Origin of the sequence: Sandaracinus amylolyticus (assembly GCF_000737325.1) — a bacterium.
GTDB lineage: Bacteria > Myxococcota_A > Polyangia > Polyangiales > Sandaracinaceae > Sandaracinus > Sandaracinus amylolyticus.
The window spans coordinates 2,018,404-2,042,915 of record NZ_CP011125.1; the positions used below are offsets into that span (position 1 = coordinate 2,018,404).

At 72.2% G+C, this 24,512-nt stretch carries 18 protein-coding genes; 16 read left to right on the plus strand and 2 right to left on the minus strand.

Annotated elements, in window-relative coordinates; translation table 11 throughout:
• The first annotated feature begins 35 nt into the window (after positions 1-35).
• From DB32_RS08510 to DB32_RS08570, 13 genes are all read left to right on the plus strand, one after another.
• Positions 36-1,085: a hypothetical protein gene (locus DB32_RS08510; protein WP_053231916.1), complete on the plus strand. Its 1,050-nt coding sequence runs from the start codon at positions 36-38 to the stop codon at positions 1,083-1,085.
• A 62-nt stretch (positions 1,086-1,147) separates the two neighbouring features.
• Positions 1,148-3,529 (plus strand): hypothetical protein, encoded by a 2,382-nt coding sequence (locus DB32_RS08515; protein ID WP_157068855.1) that lies wholly within the window; start codon positions 1,148-1,150, stop codon positions 3,527-3,529.
• Between the two features lie 26 nt (positions 3,530-3,555).
• Positions 3,556-5,601 carry a PD40 domain-containing protein gene (locus DB32_RS08520; protein WP_053231918.1) on the plus strand — a complete coding sequence of 682 codons (2,046 nt, stop codon included), beginning with the start codon at positions 3,556-3,558 and terminating at the stop codon, positions 5,599-5,601.
• Positions 5,602-5,694: 93 nt separating this feature from the next.
• Positions 5,695-7,575: an IgGFc-binding protein gene (locus DB32_RS08525; protein ID WP_053231919.1), complete on the plus strand. Its 1,881-nt coding sequence runs from the start codon at positions 5,695-5,697 to the stop codon at positions 7,573-7,575.
• 121 nt (positions 7,576-7,696) lie between these two features.
• Positions 7,697-10,096: a hypothetical protein gene (locus DB32_RS08530; RefSeq protein WP_053231920.1), complete on the plus strand. Its 2,400-nt coding sequence runs from the start codon at positions 7,697-7,699 to the stop codon at positions 10,094-10,096.
• Entirely contained in the window at positions 10,093-12,129 is a 2,037-nt protein-coding gene (locus DB32_RS08535; protein ID WP_053231921.1) for a PD40 domain-containing protein, read from the plus strand. Before DB32_RS08530 ends, DB32_RS08535 begins: the two co-directional genes overlap by 4 nt.
• Positions 12,130-12,346: 217 nt before the next feature.
• Entirely contained in the window at positions 12,347-14,203 is a 1,857-nt protein-coding gene (locus DB32_RS08540; protein ID WP_053231922.1) for an IgGFc-binding protein, read from the plus strand.
• 129 nt (positions 14,204-14,332) lie between these two features.
• Positions 14,333-15,232 (plus strand): rod shape-determining protein MreC, encoded by a 900-nt coding sequence (mreC, locus tag DB32_RS08545; protein ID WP_053231923.1) that lies wholly within the window; start codon positions 14,333-14,335, stop codon positions 15,230-15,232.
• Between the two features lie 12 nt (positions 15,233-15,244).
• On the plus strand, positions 15,245-15,868 hold the full coding sequence (gene mreD, locus DB32_RS08550) for a rod shape-determining protein MreD (protein WP_053231924.1): 624 nt from the start codon (positions 15,245-15,247) through the stop codon (positions 15,866-15,868).
• Positions 15,865-17,754 carry a penicillin-binding protein 2 gene (gene mrdA, locus DB32_RS08555; RefSeq protein WP_053231925.1) on the plus strand — a complete coding sequence of 630 codons (1,890 nt, stop codon included), beginning with the start codon at positions 15,865-15,867 and terminating at the stop codon, positions 17,752-17,754. The genes mreD and mrdA overlap by 4 nt, the downstream gene beginning before the upstream one ends.
• A complete protein-coding gene (rodA, locus tag DB32_RS08560) occupies positions 17,755-18,873 on the plus strand; it encodes a rod shape-determining protein RodA (protein ID WP_053231926.1) in 1,119 nt (372 codons plus the stop codon). It abuts the gene before it with no gap.
• A 345-nt stretch (positions 18,874-19,218) separates the two neighbouring features.
• Positions 19,219-19,962 carry a hypothetical protein gene (locus DB32_RS49040; RefSeq protein WP_053231927.1) on the plus strand — a complete coding sequence of 248 codons (744 nt, stop codon included), beginning with the start codon at positions 19,219-19,221 and terminating at the stop codon, positions 19,960-19,962.
• Between the two features lie 50 nt (positions 19,963-20,012).
• Complete coding sequence (locus DB32_RS08570; RefSeq protein WP_157068857.1) at positions 20,013-21,686, plus strand: SBBP repeat-containing protein; 1,674 nt, start codon at positions 20,013-20,015, stop codon at positions 21,684-21,686.
• A gap of 7 nt (positions 21,687-21,693) precedes the next feature.
• Here the strand turns inward: DB32_RS08570 and DB32_RS08575 are convergent, their stop codons facing one another.
• Positions 21,694-22,125 (minus strand): GFA family protein, encoded by a 432-nt coding sequence (locus DB32_RS08575; RefSeq protein ID WP_053231929.1) that lies wholly within the window; start codon positions 22,123-22,125, stop codon positions 21,694-21,696.
• A 205-nt stretch (positions 22,126-22,330) separates the two neighbouring features.
• Between DB32_RS08575 and DB32_RS48035 the strand changes: the two genes are divergently transcribed.
• Genes DB32_RS48035 through DB32_RS08590 form a run of 3 tightly spaced genes read left to right on the plus strand, consistent with a single transcriptional unit; the run spans position 22,331 to position 23,493 of the window.
• Positions 22,331-22,552 carry a hypothetical protein gene (locus DB32_RS48035; RefSeq protein ID WP_053231930.1) on the plus strand — a complete coding sequence of 74 codons (222 nt, stop codon included), beginning with the start codon at positions 22,331-22,333 and terminating at the stop codon, positions 22,550-22,552.
• Positions 22,549-23,199, plus strand: a complete 651-nt coding sequence (locus tag DB32_RS48040; protein WP_053231931.1) for a biliverdin-producing heme oxygenase — start codon at positions 22,549-22,551, stop codon at positions 23,197-23,199. The genes DB32_RS48035 and DB32_RS48040 overlap by 4 nt, the downstream gene beginning before the upstream one ends.
• Before the next feature lie 48 nt (positions 23,200-23,247).
• On the plus strand, positions 23,248-23,493 hold the full coding sequence (locus DB32_RS08590) for a hypothetical protein (RefSeq protein WP_053231932.1): 246 nt from the start codon (positions 23,248-23,250) through the stop codon (positions 23,491-23,493).
• On the opposite strand, the gene DB32_RS08595 is transcribed toward DB32_RS08590, so the two are convergent.
• Positions 23,490-24,503: a hypothetical protein gene (locus DB32_RS08595; protein WP_053231933.1), complete on the minus strand. Its 1,014-nt coding sequence runs from the start codon at positions 24,501-24,503 to the stop codon at positions 23,490-23,492. The genes DB32_RS08590 and DB32_RS08595 overlap by 4 nt on opposite strands.
• Positions 24,504-24,512: the final 9 nt, after the last annotated feature.

Consider the following 24,512-nt stretch of genomic DNA (forward strand, 5'->3'; position numbering starts at 1 on the left):
TCGGACCCGGTGAGGCGTGGCGTCGAAGTCCCGTCGTGGGCGCGGCGCTCGTGCTCGCGGCCTGGACGATCGCGCCGTCGACGGCGCGCGCGGATCTGACGATCGCTGCGCCGTCGTGCAGCGAGGTCGATCTCGCCGAGGTGCAGCGGCTGCTCGAGGTGGAGCTCGCCGACGTGACGCTCGCGTGGCGCGAGGCGTCGACGCCGGTGGTCCTGCTCGGGTGCACCGGCGACCGCGTGCGGATCGAGATCACCGATCCGATCACCGACAAGAGCGTCGCGCGCACGCTCGTGTGGCCGAGCGTCGATCGCGAGCGGGTGCTCGCGCTGGCGATCGCGCAGCTCTTCCTCACGTCGTGGCTCGAGCTGCTGATCGACGGTGACGCGGCGGTCGAGGGCGCGCCGGGCGCGGAGGAAGCCGAGCGGATGGCGCGCGGCGCGATGGAAGACGCGCAGCAGGCGCAGACGTCGCCACCACCCGAGCCGGTCGTCGAGGCGCCACGGCCGGAGCCCGTCGACGTCGTCGCGCCGCCCGTCACGCCGCCGGCCGAGGCGCCAGCGCCGCGGACCGACGCCGAGATCTCGCTCGAGGGAGGCACGCGCATGCGCCTCGACGGCGAGACGCTCGCGACCGCGAGCGCCGGGCTCCGCGGTGCGATGGTGATCGACGACGCGATCGTCGTCGGGCTGCGCCTCGCGACCGAGTTCGCGCGCACCTCGCGGATGCGCGGCGACATCGACGTCTACGCCGCGACGCTCGGCATCGGCGCTGCCTGGCGCACGCCCAACCTCGGTCCGCTCTTCGCCGACCTCGGCGTGTGGGTCGCGGGTGACCTGCTCGTGCTCGAGGGGCGTCCGGCCTCCCTGGAGGTCGAGGGCGGCACCACGATCGCGATCGCGGCCGAGGCGCAGGTCGAGGTCGCGCCGTCGCTGCGCGTCGGGCCCGTGGTGATCTCGGTGCCGCTGGGGCTCGGCGTGCTCGCGTTCGCGCCCGATGGAGAGGTCACCGACGAGCCTCCCGTCATCGTCGGCGGGCCGTTTTTCGCGGCAGCGCTGCGCGTCGCCATCACGCCTTCACAATTCTGAGCCGGTCTCGAGCGGTGCGCGTCACTCCATCACCGATGACGTTCACTCGACGCTTCGTTCCCGTGTCCATCGCGGTCGCGCTGAGTGCGTGCGGCAGCGATCCCGTGCTCACCGACCGCGACGGGGGCGCGGGCGACGCGTCCATCGGCGACGCGGAGGTGGTCGTCGACGGCGGTCGCGGTGATGCGGGGCCGCCCCCGGTCGACGGTGGACCGGCGTGCGCGACGCGCGATCCGGAGTTCCCCGAAGATCCGACCGCGGGCGCGTGGCGGCAGGGGTACGGCAATCCCGGCGTCGGCGGCGACCTGCCGAACGTGAACTCGATCGGCTTCGCGGCGGACGGCACCGTCTACATCGGCGGTGAGTTCACGACCGCCGGCTACCAGGCCGCGCGCAACATCGCGGCGTGGGACGGCGCGACCGGCTGGCGCCCGATGGGCGAGGGCCTGAGCGGGCGCGTGCGATCGATCGCGGTCGCGTCCGACGGGCGCGTGTTCGCGGCCTACGCCGGCAACGATGATTGGGAGGCGCGCCGCATCGCGAGCTGGGACGGCACCGCGTGGACCGACCTCGCTGCGACGGACGATCCGGAGCTCGACTCGAGCGGGTTTCCGCTCGAGAACGACGCGATCGAGGAGATCGCGTTCGTCGGCGACACGCTGTTCGCGGTCGGGTCGTTCGACACGATCGAGGGCGTCGAGGCGCACGGCGTCGCGCGCCTCGACGGGACCACGTGGTCCGGTTACGCCGGGCTCGCGCCCGACAGAACGGTGGAAGCGATCTCCGCGACGTCGCTGACCGACGTGTGCATCGGCGGCAGCTTCTCGACGCTCGGCGTCGTCGCGTCACGCGGCGCGGCGTGCTGGAACGGCACGGCGTGGCAGGCGCGCCCGCTGCCGTTCGAGCACTACATCGGCTTCTACGATCTCCAGCGTGATCCCGCCGACGGTTCGCTGGTCGGCGCGGGCGACTTCATGCTCGACGACACCGGCACGAACGGCGGCAGCATCGCGCGCTGGGTGGGCGATCGCTGGGAGCTGGTCGGTCGCGGCGTGATGAGCGTGTTCGGGCCCGGGAGCACGAGCGGGGTGCGCGGCGTCGCGTTCGTGCCGAGCGGCATGTACGTCGGGGGCGCGTTCCGCGCGATCGACGCGGAGGAGCCGCGGCCGGTCAACGCGGTCGCGCGGTGGCGCGACGGCGAGTGGGACGACATCGGCGGCGTCTACGCCGAGGTCGGCTTCATCGGCGGCGACGACAACGTCTATCTCGTCGCGGGAGGCCCGGACGGCAGCGTGTACTTCGGCGGGCTCTTCACGCGCTCGGACAGCGTCGCCGTCTCGCACATCGTTCGCTACGACGGCACGTACTGGTCGGCGCTGCGCACGCCCGGCGAGGAGTACGAAGGCGTCGCGGGGTCGGTCGCCGCGCTCGAGCGCGAGGCGTCGTGCGCGATCTACGTCGGCGGCACGTTCAGCTACGCCGGCCCGATCCGCGCGAACAGCATCGCGCGCTACACGCGCGATGGTGGCTACCAGGCGCTCGGCCAGGGCGTGAGCGGCAGCGTGCGCGCCATCGAGTCGCTCGGTGAAGGTCGCATCGTCGCGGGCGGCGCGTTCTCCGACGAGAGCGGCACCGTCTTCCGCAACGTCGCGCTCTGGGACGGATCGCAGTGGCGCGCGCTCGGCGGCAGCGTCGACGGCGAGGTGGCCGCGCTCGAGAGCGTGCCGATGGACTCGCCCGACTCGCGCGAGCTGATCTACGTCGGAGGCGACTTCGAGAACGCCGGTGAGGTGCCTGCGGAGGATTTCGCGATGTGGGACGGCGAGGTCTGGACCGCGGTCGGCGGCGGATTCACCGGACACCTCGACGTCTGGGGCGAGGAGACGGGCACGTCGGTGCGCGCGTTGCTCCGAGATCCCGCCACCGGCGATCTCATCGTCGCGGGTGATTTCCGGGCCGCCGGGCCCGACGGGCTCGTGGTGAACAACATCGCACGCTGGGACGGCGAGCAGTGGCACGCCTACGGCGACGGCCTCGGGGCGCGCTCGCAGGTCCCGAACGCGCTGACCTTCTGGAACGGTCGCCTCGTCGCGGTCGGCGATTTCCAGAGCAGCGGCGAGACGACCGTCCGCCACGTCGCGGCGTGGAACGGCACGGCGTGGGAGGCGGTCGGCGAGCTCACGCTCGAGGGCTTCCCGCACGTGATCGCGGTCGAGGCGGTCGGCAGCGCGCTCTACGTCGGCGGCAGCATGCAGTTCGGCGAGGGCCAGGGCACGCACGTCGCGGTCTACGACGGCACGACGTGGGCGCCGCTCTCCGACGGCGCGAGCGATCTCGTCGAGGCGCTCGTCGGGATGGACGAGGGCGTGTACGTCGGCGGCACGTTCGACCGTACCGGTACGTCTCCGTCGGTCGGCCTCTCGCTCTGGCAGTTCGCGCCCTGAAGCCGCAGAACGAGGAGCATGCCTCAATGACTCTCCTCTCGAGACACGCGCAGTGGCTCGTGCCGCTCGCGCTCGCCTTCGGTGCATGCACCGAGCGCGGCGGCGATCCGCCGGACACGAGCGATGGCGGCAACGAGGTCGTCTCGCTCGAGCTCGATCCCGCGGAGGTCGAGCTGACGAGCGGCGACGGCTCGACGCCGACGGTCACGCTCCGCGCGTTCGCGCGCACGGTGCAGGGCGAGCGCGTCGAGGTCTCGCCGGAGAGCTGGACGCTCGCGCACGATCGCATCGGCTCGATCGACGAGCACGGGACGTTCACGGCGAGCGGGCGCGCCGGCGGCGAGGTGCAGGTCACCGCGCGTGTGCCCGGCGTGATCGCGCCGGTGGTCGGCCACGCGACGATCCGCGTGCGCCTGACGCTCTCGGTCCCGCTCGATCCGATGGTGCCGCCGACGCTCCCCGAGCGGTTCGACACGCTGCCCGAGGTCGAAGAGCCCTTCGAGTCGCCCGCGCTGCTCTATCCCCTCGAGGGCGCTCGCATGCCGAACAACGTCGGCGCGCCCGAGCTGCAGTGGGAGCCGTTCGCGCAGGCGGGCGACGCGTTCCGCGTCGTCATCGAGACGCCGCACGCGACCGTGCGCGCGTACACCTACGACGACGGGCGCACGTTCCGCGCGAGCTATCCGATCGATCGCAACACGTGGCGCGTCGTCGCGGACAGCGCGCTCGGCGAGGAGATCACGATCCGCGTCGATCGCATCCCGAGCGGCGGCAGCGAGGTCGTGCGCGGCACGCCGGTGACGATCTGGCTGAGCGAGGACGGCGTCTTCGGCACCGTCTACTACTGGCAGGTGCGCGTCGATCCGCAGGGCAGCGACGTGCTGCGCCTCGATGCGGCGAGCGGCACGCGCCAGAGCGTATTCGGCACCGAGTCGGGCGGCTGCGTCGGATGCCACGCGCTGTCGCACGACGGACGCCAGCTCTCCGCGACGCTCGACTCGCGCGGCGTGCAGTGGACCACCGCAGTGGTCGACACGACGAGCGCCAGCGCGCCCCCGCCCGACGTGATGGGCCCGTTCACGCCGGCCTATCACTTCATGGCGTTCTCGCCCGACGCGACGCGCATCCTCGCGAGCCGCCCGCTCGCGCCCGCGACGCGCGACGTGACCGCGCTCTTCCTGCTCGACGGAGCGACCGGCGCGGAGATGGCCGCGAGCGGTCTGCCCACCGGTCAGGCGGGCTACCCGACGTGGTCGCCCGACGGCGCGCGCGTCGCGTGGATGGACGGCGGCAGTGACGGTCCGAGCGGCACGCGCAGCCCGACGCGCATCGTCGTGAGCGACGTCGCCGAGGGCGACGCGTTCGGCGAAGCGCGCGTGGTGCACGACGGCGCGAGCCTCGCGTCGGCGCCCGAGGGCGGGAGCACGGACTCGCGCCCGACGTGGTCGCCGGACTCGCGCTTCCTCGCGTTCGCGCACGGCACGAGCTCGGTGTCGTCGGTGCAGTTCGACGGTGAGCCGCCGACCGCGTCGCTCTATCTGGTCTCGCGCGACGGCGGCACGCCGATCCGGCTCGTGCGCGGCATGGGCGACGGCGGTCCCGTCGATGCGTTCTGGCCCGTGTTCTCGCCGTTCGTGACCGAGGAGCGCGATGGGTCGCGGCTCTTCTGGCTCGCGTTCTACTCGCGCCAGGACTTCGGGAACGCGCGCGCCGGGACGGCGGGCACGTCGCGACGCCAGCTCTGGGTCATGGCGATCGATCCCGCGGCCGCCGAGCGTGGTGAAGATCCGAGCTCGCCTCCGTACTGGCTGACGGGCCAGGACACGCGCGCCGACGACATCGCGGCGCTCTGGGCGCCGACGAGCTGCCGCGGTCGCGACGAGTCGTGCAGCACGTCGTCGGAGTGCTGCTCGGGCGAGTGCGCGGCGGCGGACCCGTCGATGCCCGACGTGCTCACGTGCCGCCCTCCGACGGTGTGTCGTCGCTCGGGCGACTCGTGCGAGGACGCGAGCGACTGCTGCGACGGCCTCGAGTGCAACCTCGGCGTCTGCGGATACGTCCCCCCGATTTGATCCGACTCGCACCTTCGCTTGGTGGACGTGCACGCGTGCCGGTGCGCGCGCTCGTGCACGTCTTGTCTTCGAGCCTCGTTGCGTGAGGTCCCCATGCGTCGTCTCGCTGCTCTGCTCCCGATCGCGCTCTCGCTCGTGACGTCCGCGTGCATCGTCGAGGAGGGTCCTCTCCTCCCGATGCGCGACGCGGGCGTCGACGCGCCGATGCCCGACGCCGGCCCGATCGACGGCGGCTTCTCGTGCACGCCCGACGCGCCCGGCTGCTTCGGGTACGTGCACTACGTGTGCGGCGACGACGGCGCGTCGCGCGAGGACGAGCAGGTCTGCGAAGGCGGGTGCGATCCCGCGATGGGCTGCATCGAGTGCGTGCCCGGCTCGTTCCGGTGCGACGGAACCGTCTCGACGCGCTGCGACGAGGACCACCGCTGGCAGCCGGTGCGCGACTGCAGCGAGTGGAGCTCGGTGTGCGGCGGCTCGGGCATCTGCGACGACGCGTGCGGCCTCGCGGAGGCGGTGCGCTCCAACGTCGGCTGCGAGTACTGGCCGGTGCCGCTCGCGAACATCCGCGAGCTGAACTCGCGCGCGTACGACTTCCGCGTCGTCGTCGCGAACCCCGGCGCGACCCGCGCGACGGTCTCGATCTCGCGCGCGGGCCGCACGATCGAGACGACGCAGGTCACGCCCGGCGGCGTCGCCGAGATCTCGCTGCCGTGGATCGAGGGCGTGTCGTTCCCGTTCGCGACGAACGATTGGGAGAGCGTCGTCACCGCGAACGGCGCGTACCGCCTGACCTCGTCGGTGCCGGTGATCGTCACGCAGTTCAACCCGTTCCACTACGCGTCGGCGAGCGCCGACTACTCGTTCACGAACGACGCGTCGCTGCTGCTCCCCTCGCACGTGCTCGGTCGCGAGCACGTCGGCACCTCGTACGTGCCGTTCTCGATCAGCGACGACTTCGATCCCACCGACGAGCATCCGGCCGAGAGCGCGCGCTATCCGGGCTACCTCGCGGTGATCGGCGTCTCCGCGGAGCCCACCGCGGTCGAGATCGAGGTCGCGGGCGACGTCGCCGCGGACGCGGGTGGACGCTGGGAGGCGACCGCGCGTGGCGGCACGATCCGCTTCACGCTCGCGCGAGGCGAGGTCGCGCAGATCGCGGCCGCGGTGCCGCCCGTGTGCGCGCCGGATCGCCCCGGCTTCCGCGACGCCGAGCCCGACGAGCCGCGCGTCACCGCGTACTGCCGCGAGGAGCAGTTCGACCTCACGGGGTCGCGCGTGCACAGCGATCGCCCCGTCGCGGTGTTCGGCGGCCACACGTGCACGAACATCCCGTACGACATCGTCGCGTGCGATCACCTCGAGACGCAGCTCGCGCCCGTCGAGACCTGGGGCAAGCGCTTCTCGACGATGCCGATGCGCGATCCCGACACCGCGATCGCGAACCTGCTGCGCATCACCGCCGCGCACGACGGCACGACCGTCACGCTCGATCCTCCGCCGCGCAGCGGCGGCGAGGTGGCGCTCGCCGCGGGCGAGCACGTCGAGATCGAATTCGATCGCGCGATGACGATCACCTCGTCGCTCCCGGTGCAGGTCGCGCAGCTGCTCGTCGGGCAGAACATCACCGACCCGCCGCTCGAGCGCGGTGATCCCGGGATGACGACGCTCGTGCCCGAGGAGCAGTACCGGCGCGACTACGTGTTCGCGATGCCGTCGTCGTACACGCCGCTCGCGCGCGGTCAGTCGTATCTGCTCGTCTCCCGCGAGCCGGGCGCGGAGATCACGCTCGACGGACGCACGCTCGAGGCCGAGTGGACGCGCGTCGGTGATCGAGAGCTCGCGATCGTTCCGGTGCCCGCGGGCAATCATCGTCTCACCGCGGCGTCGCCCGTCGGGCTCATCGCGTACGGCCTCGGGCTCTACACGTCGTACGCGTATCCCGCGGGCCTCGACCTGCGCGTCATCCCGATCTGATCGCCGCGTCATCGTGAGCGCGTGGAGAGAGCGGCGCATCGCGCCGCTCTTTTCACATTTCTGAGCCGGTCGTGTCGGGTCTCCGTCACCCCATCACGGCTCGCGAGGAGGCGGCATCTCCATGACGCTCGTTCGCTCTCTGCTTTTCTTCTCCGCTGCCGTCGCGCTCTGTGCGTGCAACGACGGCCCCTTGCTCTCCGACCGCGACGGCGGCGTGACCGGAGACGCGCAGCTCTTCGACGCAGAGGTCGCGCCGGTCGACGGCGGCGACGGCGGATCGCGCGTCGACGCCGGCCCGCCGTGCGTGGATCTCGAGCCCGACGCGCCGACCGATCCGACGCAGGGCGAGTGGGAGAGTCGCTTCGCCGTCCCGGGCGTCGGCGGTGATCTCCCGAACGTCAGCGAGATCGCGTTCGGGCCGAGCGGCGAGGTGTACATCGCGGGCACGTTCGACGCGGCCGGCTACGCGCCCGCGAAGAACGTCGCCGTGTGGACCGCGGCCGGCGGCTGGCGCGCGCTCGGTGAGGGGCTCGACGGACTCGTCCGCGCGCTCGCGGTCGACGGCGCGACCGTGTGGGCCGCGTGGTCGGCGCAGGGCGAGTGGGACACCACGCGCCTGTCGCGCTGGGACGGAACGTCGTGGAGCGAGGTCGCGATCAGCGAGGGCGCGATCGTCGATCTCGCGATCGTCGAGTCCACGCTGATCGCCGCCGGCCACTTCACGCGCATCGGCGGCATCGACGCGCACTTCCTCGCGCGCTTCGACGGAACGACGTGGAGCGGGTGGGCCGATCTCGCGCCCGACCAGGGCTTCGAGACGATCTCGGCGCGCTCGCTCGAAGACATCTGCGTCGGCGGCGCGTTCACGTCGCTCGGCGCGATCGAGGCGCGCTCCGTCGCGTGCTGGAACGGCGTCGCGTGGAGCGCGCGCAGCATGCCGATGTCGTACTGGATGGTGAACCAGCTCACGCGCGACCGCGACGGCGTGACGCTGATCGCCGGGGGCAACTTCGCCCTCACGACGCGCGGCGAGCTGATGGAGCCCGCGATGGAAGGCAGCATCGCGCGCTGGACCGGCGATCGCTGGGAGCTGATCGGCAACGGCGTGTCGGATCTCTTCGGCGGGCCTGGTCTCGTGCGCGGCGTCGCGGTCGTCGATCACGGTCTCTACGTCGGCGGCTCGTTCGACTGGGCCGGCGGGTACGAGACGCTCGCGACGCAGCACGTCGCGCGCTGGGACGGGACGCGCTGGCACGACATCGGGGGCCTCTGGAAGGACATCGGCGCGTCGATCGACGAGAACGTCTGGTTCGTCGCCGCGGGGCCCGACGGCAGCGTGTACTTCGGCGGTCTGTTCACGCACGCGGGCAGCACGCGCGCGTCGCACGTCGTGCGCTACGACGGCACGTACTGGTCTTCGCTGCGCACGCCCGGAGAGCGCACCGAGGGCATCGCCGGCAACGTGTTCGCGATGGATCGAGTCGGCACGTGCGCGCTCTATCTCGGCGGTGACTTCGAGTACGTCGGCGACGTGCGCGCCGACAACGTCGCGCGCTACACGCGCGAGGGCGGGTTCGAGACGCTCGGCCGCGGCGTGCTCGGCGTGGTGAACGCGATCGAGGCGACCGCCGACGGCGCGCGTGTGTACGCCGGCGGCGAGTTCGTCGACAACGACACCGGGACGCTGTTCGCGAACCTCGCGTCGTGGGACGGCGCACGCTGGAGCGAGGTCGGCGGCGGCACCAACGGGCCGGTGCGCGCGCTGCTGCACATGCTCGGCGAAGGCGCGGACGATCCCGATCTGCTCTTCGTGGGCGGCGACTTCACCGAGGTCGGCGGAGGCACGCCGGCGAACGGTCTCGCGGTGTGGGACGGCGAGTCGTGGACCGGCATCACCGGGCTCGTCGGCTGGCACTTCGACGGAGCCGAGGAGCCGAATGCGGCGAGCGTCTTCGCGATCGCGCGCGATGCCGACACCGAGGATCTCTACGTCGCGGGCTCGTTCGCGCGCGCCGGAGAGCTCGAGCTCATGAACGTGGCGCGCTGGGACGGCGAGGCGTGGCACGCGCTCGGCGCCGGGCTCGCGCGGCCGTTCGAGGTCGTGTGGTCGCTCGTGTGGTGGCGCGACCGTCTCGTCGCGGGCGGCACGATCCATGGCAGCGGCGAGGAGCCGATCGAAGCGGTCGCCGCGTGGAACGGCACGGCGTGGGAGAACGTCGGCGCGGGCCTCTCGAGCCGCACCGCGCCCGAGCACTCTGGCCGCGCGGTCTACTCGCTCCACGTGCACGGTGATCACCTCTACGCGGGCGGCTCGTTCAGCATCGCGCCCGGCGAGCCGAACGAGTCGATCGGCGTGTTCGACGGCACCACGTGGCGCGGCTTCGCGGGCGGCGTGAGCGACCTGGTGCACGGGCTCGTCGTGATGGACGACGGCCTCTACGTGGGCGGCGGGTTCGCGCGCGCGGGCACGGGACCGAGCGTCGGCCTCGCGCACTTCGCGTTCGGCGGAGGCGAGCGATGACGGCGAGGATCTCGATCTCCATCGGCGTGGCGCTCGCGCTCGCGGCGTGCACGACCGGCGAGGCGCCGCTCGGTGAGCCCGACGGAGGCCTGCAGACCGCGAGCCTCGTGCTCGAGCCCGCCGAGGTCGAGCTCACCAGCGTCGAAGGCGCGATGCCGACCGCCAGCTTCCGCGCGTACGCGCGCACGCTCGACGGCGAGATGGTCGAGGTGACGCCCGAGTCGTGGCGGCTCACGCACGACCGCATCGGCGCGGTCGACACCAGCGGCACGTTCACCGCGAACGGGCGCGCCGGCGGCATGGTCGAGGTCGTCGCGCGCGCGCCCGGCGCGATCGCCGCGATCGAGGGTCGCGCGACGATCCGCGTGCACATCGAGCGCGAGGCCCCGCTCGATCCGAGCGTGCCTCCGAGCGTGCGCGACCGCTTCGACCTCCCCGAGGTGGAAGATCCGTTCGAGAGCGTGCTCCTCGAGTACCCGCTCGACGGCGCGCGCATGCCGAACAACGTCGCGCCGCCGGTCGTGCAGTGGGATCCGCTCCCGCGCGGCGGCGCCGACGACGCGTATCGCATCGTGCTCTCGAGCCCCTACGCGACGGTGCGCGCCTACGCCTACGACAGCGGGCGCGGCTTCACGTCGAGCTGGGCGAGCGATCGCGAGACGTGGCGCATCCTCGCGGACAGCGCGCGCGGCGAGGAGCTCGCGCTGCGCGTCGATCGTGTCGCGTCCGGCGGCACCACCGTCTTCCGAGGCCAGCCGGTGCGCGTCTGGCTCAGCGAGGACGGCCTCTACGGCACCGTCTACTACTGGCAGGTCCGACCCGACCCGCAGTCGAGCGACGTGTTCCGGCTCGACGCCGCGACCGGCGCGCGCGCGAGCGTGTTCGGCACCGAGAGCGGCGCGTGCGTGGGCTGTCACTCGCTCTCGCACGACGGGCGCCGCCTCGCGTCGACGCTCGACTCGCGCGCCGCGACGTGGGCGACGACGATCGTCGACACCGCGAGCAGCAGCGCGCCCCCGCCGGATCTGCTCGGGCCCTTCGAGCCCTCGTATCACTTCCTCGCGTTCCGACCCGACGGCGCGCGCATCCTCGCGAGCCGCGCCGAGGGCACCGAGGCGAGCGGCGTCTCGCGCCTCGTGATGCTCGACGGAGCGACCGGTCTGCCGGCCGCGGCGTCGGGCATCCCCGAGGGCGAAGCGGGCTATCCCGCGTGGTCGCCGGACGCCGAGTGGGTCGCGTGGATGCAGGGCGGCGGCGACGGTCCGCGCGGCACGCGCGCGCCGACGAGCATCGTGGTCGCGCCCGTCGAAGGCGACGACGCGCTCGGCGCACCGCGCGCCGTGCACGAGGGCGCGTCGCTCTCGGAGTCGTTCGAAGGCGGATCGACCGACTCGCGCCCGACGTGGTCGCCCGACTCGCGCTTCCTCGCGTTCGCGCACGGCACGAGCTCGGTGTCCGCGACGGAATTCGGCAGCGAGCCGCCGCGCGCCGCGCTCTACGTCGTCTCGCGCGACGGTGGCGATCCGATCCGCCTCGAGCGCGGCATGGGCGTCGAGGGCCAGATCGACGCGTTCTGGCCCGTCTTCTCGCCCTTCGTCACCGAAGAGGCCGACGGCACGCGCCTCTACTGGCTCGCGTTCTACTCGCGCCAGGACTACGGCAACGCGTACGCCGGCACGCGCGGCACCGGACGTCGTCAGCTCTGGGTGACCGCGATCGATCCGACGCTCGTCGAGCGCGGCGAGGACCCGAGCTCGCCGCCGTACTGGCTGCCGGGCCAGGACACGCGCGCCGACGACATCGCCGCGCTGTGGGCGCCCACCGGGTGCCGCGGGCAGGGCGAGTCGTGCAGCACGTCGAGCGAGTGCTGCTCGGGCGAGTGCGCGGCGGCGGACCCGTCGATGCCCGACGTGCTCACCTGCCGGCCGCCGAGCGTGTGCCGTCGCGGCGGCGAGTCGTGCGAGACCGCGGCCGACTGCTGCAGCGGCCTCGAGTGCAACCTCGGCGTCTGCGGATACGTCCCGCCGATCTGAGCTTGCGGGAGGGGTCTTGGAAGACCCCTCCCCCCGACCGGCAAAGCCGGATCGGGGCCCCCCTCCCCAAACGCTGCGCGCGGGGCCCCAGCCCCGCTTGCTCTCGCGCGCGAGCGCGGCCTGGGCTCGCTCGCTCGACGGAACGCGCGCTCGCGTGAGCGCGACGGCCGCTCGTGCGCGCTCTTGCACGTCTCGAGCTTCGCTTCGTGAGGTCCTCATGCGTCGTCTCGCTTGCCTTCTGCTCTCGCTCGCCACCTCCGCGTGCGTCGTCGACGACGGCCCGCTCCTCCCGAGCCGCGACGCCGGCACCGACGCGCCGCAGCCCGACACCGGTCCCGGCGACGCCGGCTTCGCCTGCGAGCCCGATGCGCCCGGCTGCTTCGGCTACGTCCACTACGTCTGCGGCGCCGACGGCCACTCGCGCACCGACGAGGAGCTCTGCGAAGGCGGCTGCGATCCCGCGACGGGCTGCATCGAGTGCGTCCCCGGCTCGTTCCGCTGCGACGGCGACGTCTCGATGCGCTGCGACGAGGAGCATCGATGGCTGCCCGTCCGCGACTGCTCCGAGTGGGACGTCGCGTGCGGCGGCTCCGGCCTCTGCGACGACGCGTGCGGTCTCGCCGAGGCCGTGCGCTCGAACGTCGGCTGCGAGTACTGGGCGGTGCCGCTCGCGAACACCCTCGAGCTCGATCGCGACGTGTTCGACTTCCGCGTCGTCGTGGCGAACCCGAGCGCCGCGCCCGCGGACGTCACGATCACGCGCGGCGCGCGCCTGATCGCGCGCGAGCGCGTCGCGCCCGGAGGTCTCACCGAGATCCCGCTGCCCTGGGTCGACGGCGTGTCGTTCCCGATCGAGCCCAACGACTGGGAGAGCGTCACGACCGCCGACGGCGCGTACCGCGTGATGTCGTCGCGCCCCGTGATCGTCTCGCAGTTCAACCCGTTCCACTACGCGCGCCTGACGCGCAACTCGTTCAGCAACGACGCGTCGCTGCTGCTCCCCTCGCACGTCCTCGGCCGCGATCACGTCGCTGCCTCGTACGTGCCGATCTCGACCGTCGGCACCAACTTCGACGGCGAGCGCGTCTACCACCGCGCGCCCGGCTACGTCGCGCTCGTGGGCACCTCGAGCGAGCCGACGAACGTCGAGATCGTCGTCGGCGCGCACGTCGCCGCCGACTCCGGCGGTCGCTGGCCCGAAACGCCGCGCGGCGGGACGATTCGCTTCACGCTCGCGCGCGGCGAGGTCGCGCAGGTCGCGGCCGCGGTCCCGCCCGACTGCGGCCCCGAGCGCCCCGTGTTCAGCAACGCCAGCCCCGAGCCCGAGATCGTCGCCGGCGCGTGCCGCGAGGACGAGTACGACCTCACCGGCTCGCGCGTCACGAGCGATCGCCCGATCTCCGTCTTCGGCGGACACGTCTGCGCGTTCGTCCCCTTCGACGTCGGCATGTGCGATCACCTCGAGACGACGCTCGCGCCCGTCGAGACCTGGGGCCGCAGCTACCAGACGATGCCGATGCGCGATCCCGACACCGACGTGCCCAACACGCTGCGCATCATCGCCGCGCACGACGGCACCGAGATCACGATCGCCCCCGACGTGCGCCTCGAGGACGCGTCGCTCGACGCGGGCGAGTGGATCGAGGTCACGTTCGATCATCCCGTCTCGATCACCGCGAGCCTGCCGATCCAGGTCGTGCAGCTCTCGGTCGGTCAGATGATCACCGACCCGCCGCTCGAGCGCGGCGATCCGTCGATGACGCACCTCGTGCCCACCGAGCAGTTCCGCCGCGACTACGTCTTCGTCACGCCGTCCTCGTACACGCCGGTCGTCAACGGCCAGTCGTACCTCGTGATCTCGCGCGAGCCGAACGAGCCGATCACGCTCGACGGCCGCGCGCTCGAGGCGACGTGGACGACCGTCGGTGAGCGCGAGATCGCGACCGTGCCCGTCCCGGGCGGCACGCACGAGGTGCGAGCGGCGACGCCGGTGGGCGTGATGGTGTACGGCCTGGGCCTCTACACGTCGTACGCCTACCCCGCGGGGCTCGATCTCCGCGTGATCCCCATCTGATCGCGTGACGGCGCGCACGGCGACCCTCTTGGCGCCGCGAAATGCGGGATTGGCGCCCCCCCCGCCCGTCGGTTACACAGTCCGGTCGCTCCGGCCCCTTTCAGGGGCTGGCCCTGGCGAGACGGTGCCGTGAACCAGATCAAGCGCGTGCGCGACGGGATCATCAGCTTCGTGCTGCTGGCGCTCCCGTTCTTCGTCCTCAGCGCGCACCTGCGCGATCCCGCGCGCATCAACAGCGTCGACGAGTGGATCCTCGGCGGCACGTCGAACTTCCAGTCGGTCGCCGCGACCGCCGCGCGATGGACCTCCGACGTCTTCGAGGACTACGTCTATCTCGTCGAGGTCCGCGAGGAGAACGACCGCCTGCGCGCGCAGGTCGCGCGCCTCGAGGAAGAGCGGCAGCGCCTCGCGTCGCAGGGCATCGAGAACCGGCGCCTGCGCTCGCTGCTCCAGCTGCGCGAGCGCCTCGGCGGCGAGGTCCTCGCGGCGCAGGTGATCGGCAAGGACGTCTCGCCGTTCTTCCGCGTCACGCGCATCGAGATCGATCGCGGCGAGCGCGATCACGTGCGGCCGGGCATGCCGGTCGTCGCCGCGCAGGGCCTGGTCGGTCAGGTGCGCCGCACCTTCGGTCGCTACTGCGACGTGCTGCTCGTCGTCGACCGCACGAGCGCCGTCGACGTCACGGTCCAGCGCACCGGCGCGCGCGGCATGCTGCGCGGCACCGGCGAGAGCGAGCGCTACATGGCGCGCATCCAGTACCTCGGCCGCGAGGACGCGGTGCGCGTCGGCGATCTCGTGCACACGAGCGGCCTCGGCCAGCGCTTCCCCGCGTCGATCCTCGTCGGTCGCGTCACGCGCATCGTGCGCCAGGAGTTCGGGCTGTGGCAGGAGGTCGAGGTCACGCCGGCCGTCGACTTCTCGAGCCTCGAGGAAGTGCTCGTGCTGACCGAGGGCTCGCGCGAGCAGAGCCTCGCGCCGGCGCAGGGTGAGGACGAGCGCGACGCGCGCGCGCGTGCCGCGGAGCTCTGAGGACACGAGGCGATGCGGTTCTTCGCCAACGGAGCGATCCTCGCGTTCGGGTTCGTGCTGCTCGCGCTGCAGGCCTCGCTCGCCGCGCGCGTCTCGCTGCACCCGTTCACGCCGAACCTCGTGCTCCCGATGGTGATCTTCCTCGGCGTGCAGCCCGACGTCGGCCTGCTCCGTGGCGCGTCGCTCTCGTTCATCCTCGGCTACCTGCTCGACGCGTTCTGCGGCTCGCCGCTCGGCCTCTCCACGTTCGTGCTCGTCGCGACGTTCATGGTCGCGCGCGGCGCGGGCATCCGGCTCTTCCTGCGCGGCTCGCTGTTCCAGATCGCGCTGGTGTTCGTCGCGTCGATCCTCGCGGGTGGGACGATCCTGGCACTGCGTGCCATTTTCTCGCCGCCCGATCCGTTCCCGCTCGACATGCCCGCGAGCGGCCTCGCCGGCGATCTCGTCGCGCTCTTCACGTCGAGCGCGGGAGACGATGCGCCCCGCGTGGGCAGCGTCGTCGGCACGATCACGACGATGCTCGGCTCGGCGCTCGCGACCGCGGTGGTCGCGCCCGCGATCTTCGCGACGATGCGCCGCCTCGACGCCCTCGAGACCCGCCGCCGCGACGCCGCGGAAGGAGCGCCGGCAGAATGAACCTCCTCAGCGTACGTCGCGAGGTCGGCGAGTTCCGCAAGCGCTACAAGTGGATGGCGCTCTTCGTCATCTGCGCGTTCACGTTCCTGCTCGGCCGCGCGTTCCAGCTCCAGGTCGTCGAGCACGATCACTACGGCGCGATCGCGCGCGAGAACATCACGAAGACGCTCACGCTGCCCGCGACGCGCGGCGTGATCCGCGATCGCACCGGGCGCATCGTCGTCACGAACCGCCCTGCGTACGACGTCTACGTCACGCCGCGCCTCCTCCGCGAAGGCGACGTCGAGCGCATCGTCGAGCTGATGGGGCTCACCGGCGAGGAGCGCGCCGAATTCGAGCGCCGCCTCGGGAACGTCCCCGAGCACCGGCTCGCGCACCAGATCCGCTTCTTCACCGACGTGCGCCGGGACCAGCTCGCGTCGCTCGAGACCCACGAGCTCGACCTCCCCGCGATCGACGTCGTGGTCTCACCCCTCCGCACGTACCCCTACGAGCACCTCGGCGCGCACGCGATCGGCTACCTCAACGAGCTCACCGCCGAAGAGCTCGACGAGCTGCGCCCCGCCGGATACCGCCTCGGTGACCGCATCGGGCGAAGCGGCGTCGAGCGCGCGTGGGAGAGCTTCCTGCGCGGCCGTCGCGGCTATCGCCGCGTCCCCGTCGACGCGCGCGGTCGCATCATGGAGGGCGTCGCGATCGAAGACGGACGTCCGACGCGCGTCGATCCGGTGCCCGGGCGCGACATGACGCTCACGCTCGACATGGATCTGATGCGCATCGCGGAGCGCGCGTTCCGTGGCCATCCGAGCGGCGCGGTCGTCGTCGTCGACGTGAACACCGGCGCGGTGCGCGCGCTCTTCAGCAAGCCGAGCTACGACCTCAACGAGCTCACGAGCGGCATGAGCCGCGATCGCTACGCGGAGATGCGCGACCCGCGATCGTTCCGTCCGCTGATCGATCGCACGATCTACGAGAGCTACTTCCCGGGCTCGACGTTCAAGCCGATCACCGCGCTCGCCGCGCTCCAGGATCAGCTCGTCGATCCCGCGGCGCGCGTCGAGTGCTTCGGCGCGTACACGCTCGGCCGCACGCGCTTCCGGTGCACCGCGCAGCACGGCGAGATGGACATGCGCGAGGCGATGGTCCACTCGTGCAACGTCTACTTCTACGTGCTCGCGCAGCAGGTCGGCCTCGATCGTCTCGCGCGCGTCGCGCAGGACTTCGGGCTCGGCCGCCGCAGCGGCGTCGGAATCAACACGGAAGCGTCGGGCTTCATCCCGACGCGCGAGTGGTACGAGCGCGGCGATCAGCACTGGCGCGCCGGCTACGCGCTGAACACCGCGATCGGTCAGGGCGACACCCGCGTGACGCTGCTGCAGCTCGCGATGTCGTACGCGGCCATCGCGAACGGCGGGACGCTGTACGTGCCGCAGCTCGTGGAGACCGTGAGCTCGCCCGACGGATCGATCGTCGAGGAGTTCCAGCCGCGCGTGCGGCGTCGCGTGCACGTCGATCGCGATCACCTCGAGTACGTCGTCGACTCGCTCTACGGCGCGGTCAACGACCAGGGCGGCACCGCGTACGACGCGCGCATCGACGGCGGCATCATCGTGGCGGGCAAGACCGGCACCGCGCAGGTCAGCGAGCGCGCGCGCCACGACATCGATCCCGATCGCGCGTGGTACCTCAACCGGCCGCACGCGTGGTTCGCGGGGTTCGCGCCCGCGGATCACCCGGAGGTCGCGATCGTGGTGCTCGTCGAGCACGGCGGCGCGGGTGGTCGACAGGCCGCGCCGATCGCGATCCGCATCCTGCAGGAGTACCTCGGCGGTCGAGAGCAGACCGTCACCGCGAGCGTGGGAGTGCCCGCGGTCGGAGCGCGATAGATGGCGACGCTGGGCAAGGGCTTCCGTGATCAGTTCGACTGGCCGCTCTTCGTCGCGGTCGCCGCGTTGTCGGTGATCGGTGTCACGAACCTCTACTCCGCGACCAGCGCGGCGCGCGCCGCGCTCTCCGAGCTCTACATCCAGCAGATCTACTGGCTCACGCTGGGCGCCGGCGTCGCGGTGCTGATCGTCGCGATCGACTATCGCCACTTCGAGCGCTTCGCGTGGTTCGCGTACGGCGCGGGGATCGTGCTGTTGATCCTCGTCTTCCTGCTCGCGCCAGAAGTGCGCGGCTCGCAGCGATGGATCCGCATCGGCGCGTTCTCGCTCCAGCCGAGCGAGCTGATGAAGATGTTCCTGATCGTCGCGCTCGCGAAGTACCTGCACAACGATCCGAAGACCGAGGGACGCACGCTCAAGGATCTCGTGATCCCCGGGATCATCCTCGGCGTGCCGATGCTGTTGATCCTGCGTCAGCCCGATCTCGGCACCGCGCTCATGTGCGCGTTCATCTTCACGAGCATCATGATGCTCACGAACCTGAAGCTGCGTTCGCTCTTCACGCTCGTGATGGCGTTCGTGGTGAGCGCGCCGCTGATCTGGCTCGTGGGGCTCGAGGAGTACCAGCGCGGTCGCTTCCTCTCGTACTTCGACATGATGTTCGGCGAGAACCCCGACATCCTCGGCGACGGCTGGCACACGTACCAGTCGATGGTCGCGATCGGCAGCGGTGGCTTCTGGGGCAAGGGGTTCATGCAGGGCACGCAGAACCAGCATCACTTCCTGCCCGACCAGCACTCCGACTTCCCGTTCTCGGTGTGGGCCGAGGAGCACGGCTTCCTCGGCGTGATGCTGCTCTTCGGGCTCTACGTGTTCCTGATCCTCTGGGGCCTGAAGGTCGCGAGCACGGCGAAGGATCGCTTCGGCGCGGTCATCGCGGTCGGCGTGAGCGCGTTCTTCTTCTGGCACACCGTGATCAACCTCGGGATGGTGTGCGGGCTCTTGCCGGTCGTCGGGATCACGCTGCCGCTCTTCTCGTATGGCGGCTCGAGCGTGCTCGTCAGCATGGTGGGGATCGGGCTGCTGATGAACGTGTCGATCCGGCGGTTCAGCTTCTAGGCAGCGCTTCGGTGGAAGGCGCGGGGTGGTGGCTCCGCCGCCCTGAGTGCTCCCGGGCTGCCGCTCGATGAGGGCGTGAGCGTCGGGACGCGGTGGTCGCATCGCGGCGCGCGCTTCGCGCTCTGCCGCGATGCTTCGATCAGCATGTGGTCGGAGTCTGCGAGCCCCCGTCGCACGAGGGCGTCGGAACCACCACCCCGCGCCCGATACCGCGGTTCTGCCGCCTCGATGGGTGGGGATGGAGTGGCTCGCGACTGGTCCGCGCTCGGCCGCGGCGCAGTCGCTCGCGGTTCGGGCTCTGCTTCGCACTCGCCCCGTGTGGCGTGATATTGGTCTCTGCCGAACATGAACGTGCTCGTTGGCAGAACCCCGCTGCGCGACGCGGTCGCGGTCTTGACGCTGCTCGTCGTCGGTGCGTGCAACGAGCGCCACGCGGACTGCGGGGAGCTCGGGCGGCAATGCCTGCGCGGCGAGCTCATGGTCGATCGCTACGTGTGCTGGGACGGAGAGCGTGAGATGGAGTGGTTCTGCGATGCGCCACGCGACGGCGGCGTCTCGTCGCATGATGCGGGCGTTGACGCAGCGGTCGACTCGTTCGACTCCGGTCCGAGCGTCGATGCCGCGCCGACATTGGATTCGGGCGTCGAGGACTCCGGTGCTCCCGACTCGGGCATCCCGACCGACTCCGGCGCTCCGTCGGACTCGAGCGTTCCGGTCGACTCGAGCACGAGCGTCGACTCCGGTCCTCCCGACTCCGGTCCTCCCGACTCCGGTCCTCCCGACTCCGGTCCTCCTGCCGAGATGCGGTATTGCGTCGACATCGACGTGTCGAATACGTGCGTGATGTCGGTCTCGCCGCGCGAGATCACGATTCCCGCCGGACAGACTGCGTACTTCTGCTGGCGCAATCGCTCGCGCGACTACGAGATCGACGTGTGGCTCTCCTATGGCGGCGGCTACACCGAGCTCGCGCCCGGCGCGACGTGGAACGAGCCCATCGGGCACTGCCTCGGGCCGAATCCGCACGACGAGTACGCAGACATCGACACCGCCTGCTCGTCGCACCGCTTCCTGATCCACTGCCTCTGACGCTCCCGCCCTCGCGCGACAACTGGCATCCTCCGCGCACGGAGGTGTCGATGGCGCGGAGATCGGTCCTGGGCATCACGGTGTGCGCGGCGCTCGTCGCGGCAGGCTGCGGCGACGACGCCGTCCCCGCCGCCCCCGACGCGCACGTCGTGGAGCACGACGCGCACGTCGCGGAGCCGGACGCGAGCACGCCATGTCCGCCTGGCACCGTGCGCGGCGCGAGCGCTTGCGAGCCGTGCGGACCGGGCGAGCACTGCCCCGGCGGCGATGCGCCGGCCGAGCCCTGCGTCGACGCGTGGGACCACGACGAAGACGCGTCGACCGCGTGCGTCGCGTGGATCGACTGCGCCCCCGGCGAGCACGTCGGGAGCGTGGGCACCGCGACGTCCGACCGCGCGTGCGCCACGTGCGCCGAAGCGACGTTCAGCACGTCGGCGAACGCGCCGTCGTGCACGCCGTGGACGACGTGCGCCGAGGGCATGGTCGAAGTGACGCCGGGCTCGAGCACCCGCGATCGCACGTGCGCGGTGGGCGAGTGGACGCGGCAGCTCGGCTCGACCGCGGGCGATCTGGTCGGCGGCGTCGCGGTCGACGCCGGCGGGAACGTCTACGTCGCGGGCTCCACGTACGGCGCGCTGCCCGAGCAGACGAGCGCGGGCGGCACCGACGCGTTCCTCGTGCGCTACGACGCGTCGGGAGCGCACGCGTGGACGCGGCAGCTCGGGACGAGCTCCGGCGACCTCGCCGACGACGTCGCCGTCGACGCGGCCGGCGACGTCTACGTCGCGGGCACGACCCCCGGCGCGCTGCACGGGCAGACCAGCGCGGGCGGCACCGACGCGTTCGTCGTTCGCTACGACGCATCGGGGACCGCGGTCTGGACCCGGCAGCTCGGAGCCGTCGCGGGCAACGAGCACGGCCACGCGGTCGCGGTCGACGCGAGTGGCAACGTGTTCCTCGCGGGCGTCACGTCCGGCACGTTCCCCGGAGAGACGCGCGGCGGGAGCAGCGACGCGTTCGTCGCGAGCTACGACGCGTCGGGCACGCTGCGCTGGACGCGCCAGCTGGGCTCCACGGGCAACGAGCAAGCGCTCGGCGTCGCCGTCGACGCGAGCGGGAACGCGTACGTCGTGGGCCACACGGACGGGACGCTCCCGGGCCAGACCCGCGCCGGCGACAACGACCTGTTCGTCGCGCGCTACGACGCGTCGGGCACGCTCGCGTGGACTCGGCAGCTCGGCTCGACCGACGGCGACTCGGCGCGCGACGTCGCGGTCGACGCCACCGGCCACGCGTACGTCACCGGCTACACGCTCGGGGCGCTCCCCGAGCAGACCAGCGTGGGCGGGGCCGACGCGTTCCTGCTGCGCTTCGACGCGTCGGGCACGCTCGTCTGGACGCGTCAGCTCGGCTCGACCGGGTACGACGTCGCCCAGGCCGTCGCGGTGGACGCGCACGGGAACGCCTACGTCGTCGGCGAGACGCTCGGCGTCTTCCCGGGCCAGACGAACGCGGGCAATTCGGACGCGTTCGTCGCGCACCACGACGCATCGGGCGCGCTCCTCCGCAGCCAGCAGCTCGGCACCACCGGGCCCGACTACGCGCACGGCGTCGCGGTCGGCAGCGACGGCGGCGTGCACGTCGCCGGCGACACCGGCGGCACGTTCCCCGATCAGACGAACGCGGGCGGGACCGACCTCTTCGTCGCCCGCATCCTCCCGTGACCCGCGCTCAGCGCGAGTGGATCGGCCACGGCGTCTCGCGCGGGCCGGCCATCCAGTTGTCGTGACGCCCGTCGAAGTAGATGACCTTCGTGTCGTGGTTCGGGTCGACGTCGTCGAGCGTGTTGCAGTTCACCGAGACGAAGTCACCGCCGAGGTATTCGAGGTGCCCGTCGCCGTACACGTGGATGCCGCACACCTTGCAGAAGTAGCGCGCGCCGACGTCGCCCCAGCGGTACGTGCTCAGCGAGCTCGAGCCGCTCGTCAGGCGGAACGCGGCGGGCTTCACGTTGGTGCCGGTCTGCGCGACCTTCGCGCAGATGGAGCAGTTGCAGCGGCTCAGCGGCTGGCTCAGGTCGAGCGCCACCTCGAAGCGCACCGCGCCGCAGTGACATCCGCCCACGTACTTCTTGGTCTCCGCCGCCTTCTGCGTGTCCGTCATCGAGGTCTCCTCCGCGGGCTCCGTCGCCCACCCAGAAGGTCTATCTCTACCCGATGTCAGCCTTCTGTCATGTTTTGTCGGCGCTCCCCGCCCGCCGCGCGTTCCGCGACTTTGAGAATCGTTCTCATGCGTGGTAGACCGACGAGATGGTGCTCCGCTGCCATCCCAGTCGTTCGCTCCGTCGTCGCACCTCGCAGGAGGCGCCGTGACGAGCGTGCCTTGCCACTACGAGACGCTCGCCGCCGAGGGCGCGTTCTCCGTCCATCGCTGCACCGAGTGCGGCGGGCTCACGCTGAACGTCGGCTTCGTCTCGGTGCGCCTCGACGAGCGCGCCTTCCGCGCGGTGCACGACACGATGTCCGCCGCGCGTCGCGCCCTCGCGACGCGTCGGACCGGCCACCGCGAGGGCATCCGGGGGACCGCGTGACCGCGCTCTCCGCGAGGCTTCGCTCGGAGACGCGTCGCGAGCACGTCCTCGCGGAGGCCACGCGGCTCGCCCGCGCGTTCTTCGCCGGGCGCCTCGACGCGCACGCGTACGCGCTCGGCCTCGTGCGGATGGAGCCGGTCTACGAGGCGCTCGAGACGTCGCTCGCCACCAGCGCCGAGCCGCTGCTCCGCGCCTTCGATCGGCCAGAGCTCCACCGGCTCGCCGCGCTGCGCTCCGATCTCGCGGCGCTCGGCCGACCGTCACCGACGACGCCGAACGCGTACGCCGCGCGTATCCGGCTCGTCGCGCGCGACGAGCCGATCGCGCTGCTCGGGCACTTCTACGTGCGGTACTTCGCCGACCTCTCGGGCGGTGCGGTCGTCGGACGCGTCGCGCCGCGCCTCTTCCGGCTCCCGCGCGGGCTCGAGCCGGCATACTTCGCGTTCCCCGCGATCGAGGATCGCACCGCGTACAAGGACGAGCTGCGCGCATACCTCGATGCGATCCCGCGCATGCACCACGACGTCGTCGTCGACGAGGCGCGCCGCGCGTTCCTCCTCCATCGAGAGCTCGTCGACGCGCTCTTCGACGAGCTCGAGCGCACGAGCACGCCGCCCCGCGCGCTGGTGCCCGACCGACCGCCCTGAGCCGCGCCGCGGAAGGGTCCGCCTCGGCCTCGCGTAGGGTGCCGAGGCATGCAGCTCGTCGTCGCGATCGCGCTCGCCATCGTCGCGTGCGCGGTGCTCTACGTCCTCGCGCGCCCTCCGCGTCCGCGCGCACGGAGCGTCGCCGAGCTGCGCGATCAGCTGCGCCGCATGACCCACGACGCCGACGTCGCCGAGCGCCTCGTCGATCGCATGCGGCGCCGCCATCCCGACGCGAGCGAGCGCACCGTGCTGCGCCTCGCGATCGCGGAGCTCCGCGCGGACCGCCGGCGTTAGGGCGCGCGGATCACCAGCCCGAGCGAGACCGTCGGCTGCACCGACCACGGCGCGTGCAGCACCTCGAGCCCGTCCGCGCGCTGCACCACGAAGCGCGGCGCGATCGCGAGCACGTCCGCGCCCACCGCGAGCTCGAGGCCCACCGGGCCGGCGCCCGGGAACCACTGGCCGCGCACCTCGCCGCTCGCGAGGAACGTCGCGACCGTCGACGGGCTCGTCGGCTCGAGCGAGTCGTCGCGCACGTCGGTCGAGCGCAGGTGGCCCGCGATGCCGAGCCCCGCGCCGATCGTCGCGCGCCACTCGCCGTCGTCGATCAGCTCGATCGCCGCGCCCGCGCGCGCCGCGAACCGCGTGACCAGCACCGTGAGCGCGTCGCGATCGAGCTCCTCCTGCACGCCGCTGCGCCCTTCCACGGCGAGCTCCACGATGCCGACGTCGACCGCGATGCGCGCCGCGGGACCGACGTGCGCGCGCGGCGCCTCGCCGTCGATCGCGATCCCCGCGCCGAGCGACACGAGCAAGCGAGCGTCGGGCTCCTCGCGCGGCAGCGCCGGTGGCGGCTGGGGCTCGGGCTCCGGCTCGGGGGCCACCGGCGGCGGCGCGGGCATCACGATCCCGACGTGACCGCCCTGCGCGAGATCCGAGAGCGCGCCGCGCACGACGAGCGCCGCGGCCTCGAGCGCCGCCGACGCCTCGCCCATCGGCACCTCGATGCTGCGCGCGAAGAGCCGTCGCTCGTCGACCTCGGCGACGTTCACCACGATCGCGCCGCCCTCGCGCTCGAACCACACGACGACCTGCGCGCGCCGCGCGCGCCCGATCGCGAGCGCGCGCTCGAAGTCGCCCGCGCCGTTCTCCACGCGATCGAGGGCCCAAGGCAGATCGCCGGTCTGTCCGCGAACGCGTCCGAGCAGGCGTGGCTCGATGTGCCCGAGCAGCACCGCGCGACGCACGTCCTGCGCGTCCGCTCTTCCGGCCATCGCGACGACCGCGAGGACCACGAGCGCCAACCCAGCGAG

What these genes read in the sequence shown, in the direction of transcription:
- DB32_RS08520 (WP_053231918.1), top strand. Translation starts at nt 3,556, where the DNA reads ATGACTCTCCTCTCGAGACACGCGCAGTGGCTCGTGCCGCTCGCGCTC.
- DB32_RS08525 (WP_053231919.1), top strand. Translation starts at nt 5,695, where the DNA reads ATGCGTCGTCTCGCTGCTCTGCTCCCGATCGCGCTCTCGCTCGTGACG.
- DB32_RS08530 (WP_053231920.1), top strand. Translation starts at nt 7,697, where the DNA reads ATGACGCTCGTTCGCTCTCTGCTTTTCTTCTCCGCTGCCGTCGCGCTC.
- DB32_RS08535 (WP_053231921.1), top strand. Translation starts at nt 10,093, where the DNA reads ATGACGGCGAGGATCTCGATCTCCATCGGCGTGGCGCTCGCGCTCGCG.
- DB32_RS08540 (WP_053231922.1), top strand. Translation starts at nt 12,347, where the DNA reads ATGCGTCGTCTCGCTTGCCTTCTGCTCTCGCTCGCCACCTCCGCGTGC.
- mreD (WP_053231924.1), top strand. Translation starts at nt 15,245, where the DNA reads ATGCGGTTCTTCGCCAACGGAGCGATCCTCGCGTTCGGGTTCGTGCTG.
- mrdA (WP_053231925.1), top strand. Translation starts at nt 15,865, where the DNA reads ATGAACCTCCTCAGCGTACGTCGCGAGGTCGGCGAGTTCCGCAAGCGC.
- rodA (WP_053231926.1), top strand. Translation starts at nt 17,755, where the DNA reads ATGGCGACGCTGGGCAAGGGCTTCCGTGATCAGTTCGACTGGCCGCTC.
- DB32_RS49040 (WP_053231927.1), top strand. Translation starts at nt 19,219, where the DNA reads ATGAACGTGCTCGTTGGCAGAACCCCGCTGCGCGACGCGGTCGCGGTC.
- DB32_RS08570 (WP_157068857.1), top strand. Translation starts at nt 20,013, where the DNA reads ATGGCGCGGAGATCGGTCCTGGGCATCACGGTGTGCGCGGCGCTCGTC.
- DB32_RS08575 (WP_053231929.1), bottom strand. Translation starts at nt 22,125, where the DNA reads ATGACGGACACGCAGAAGGCGGCGGAGACCAAGAAGTACGTGGGCGGA.
- DB32_RS08590 (WP_053231932.1), top strand. Translation starts at nt 23,248, where the DNA reads ATGCAGCTCGTCGTCGCGATCGCGCTCGCCATCGTCGCGTGCGCGGTG.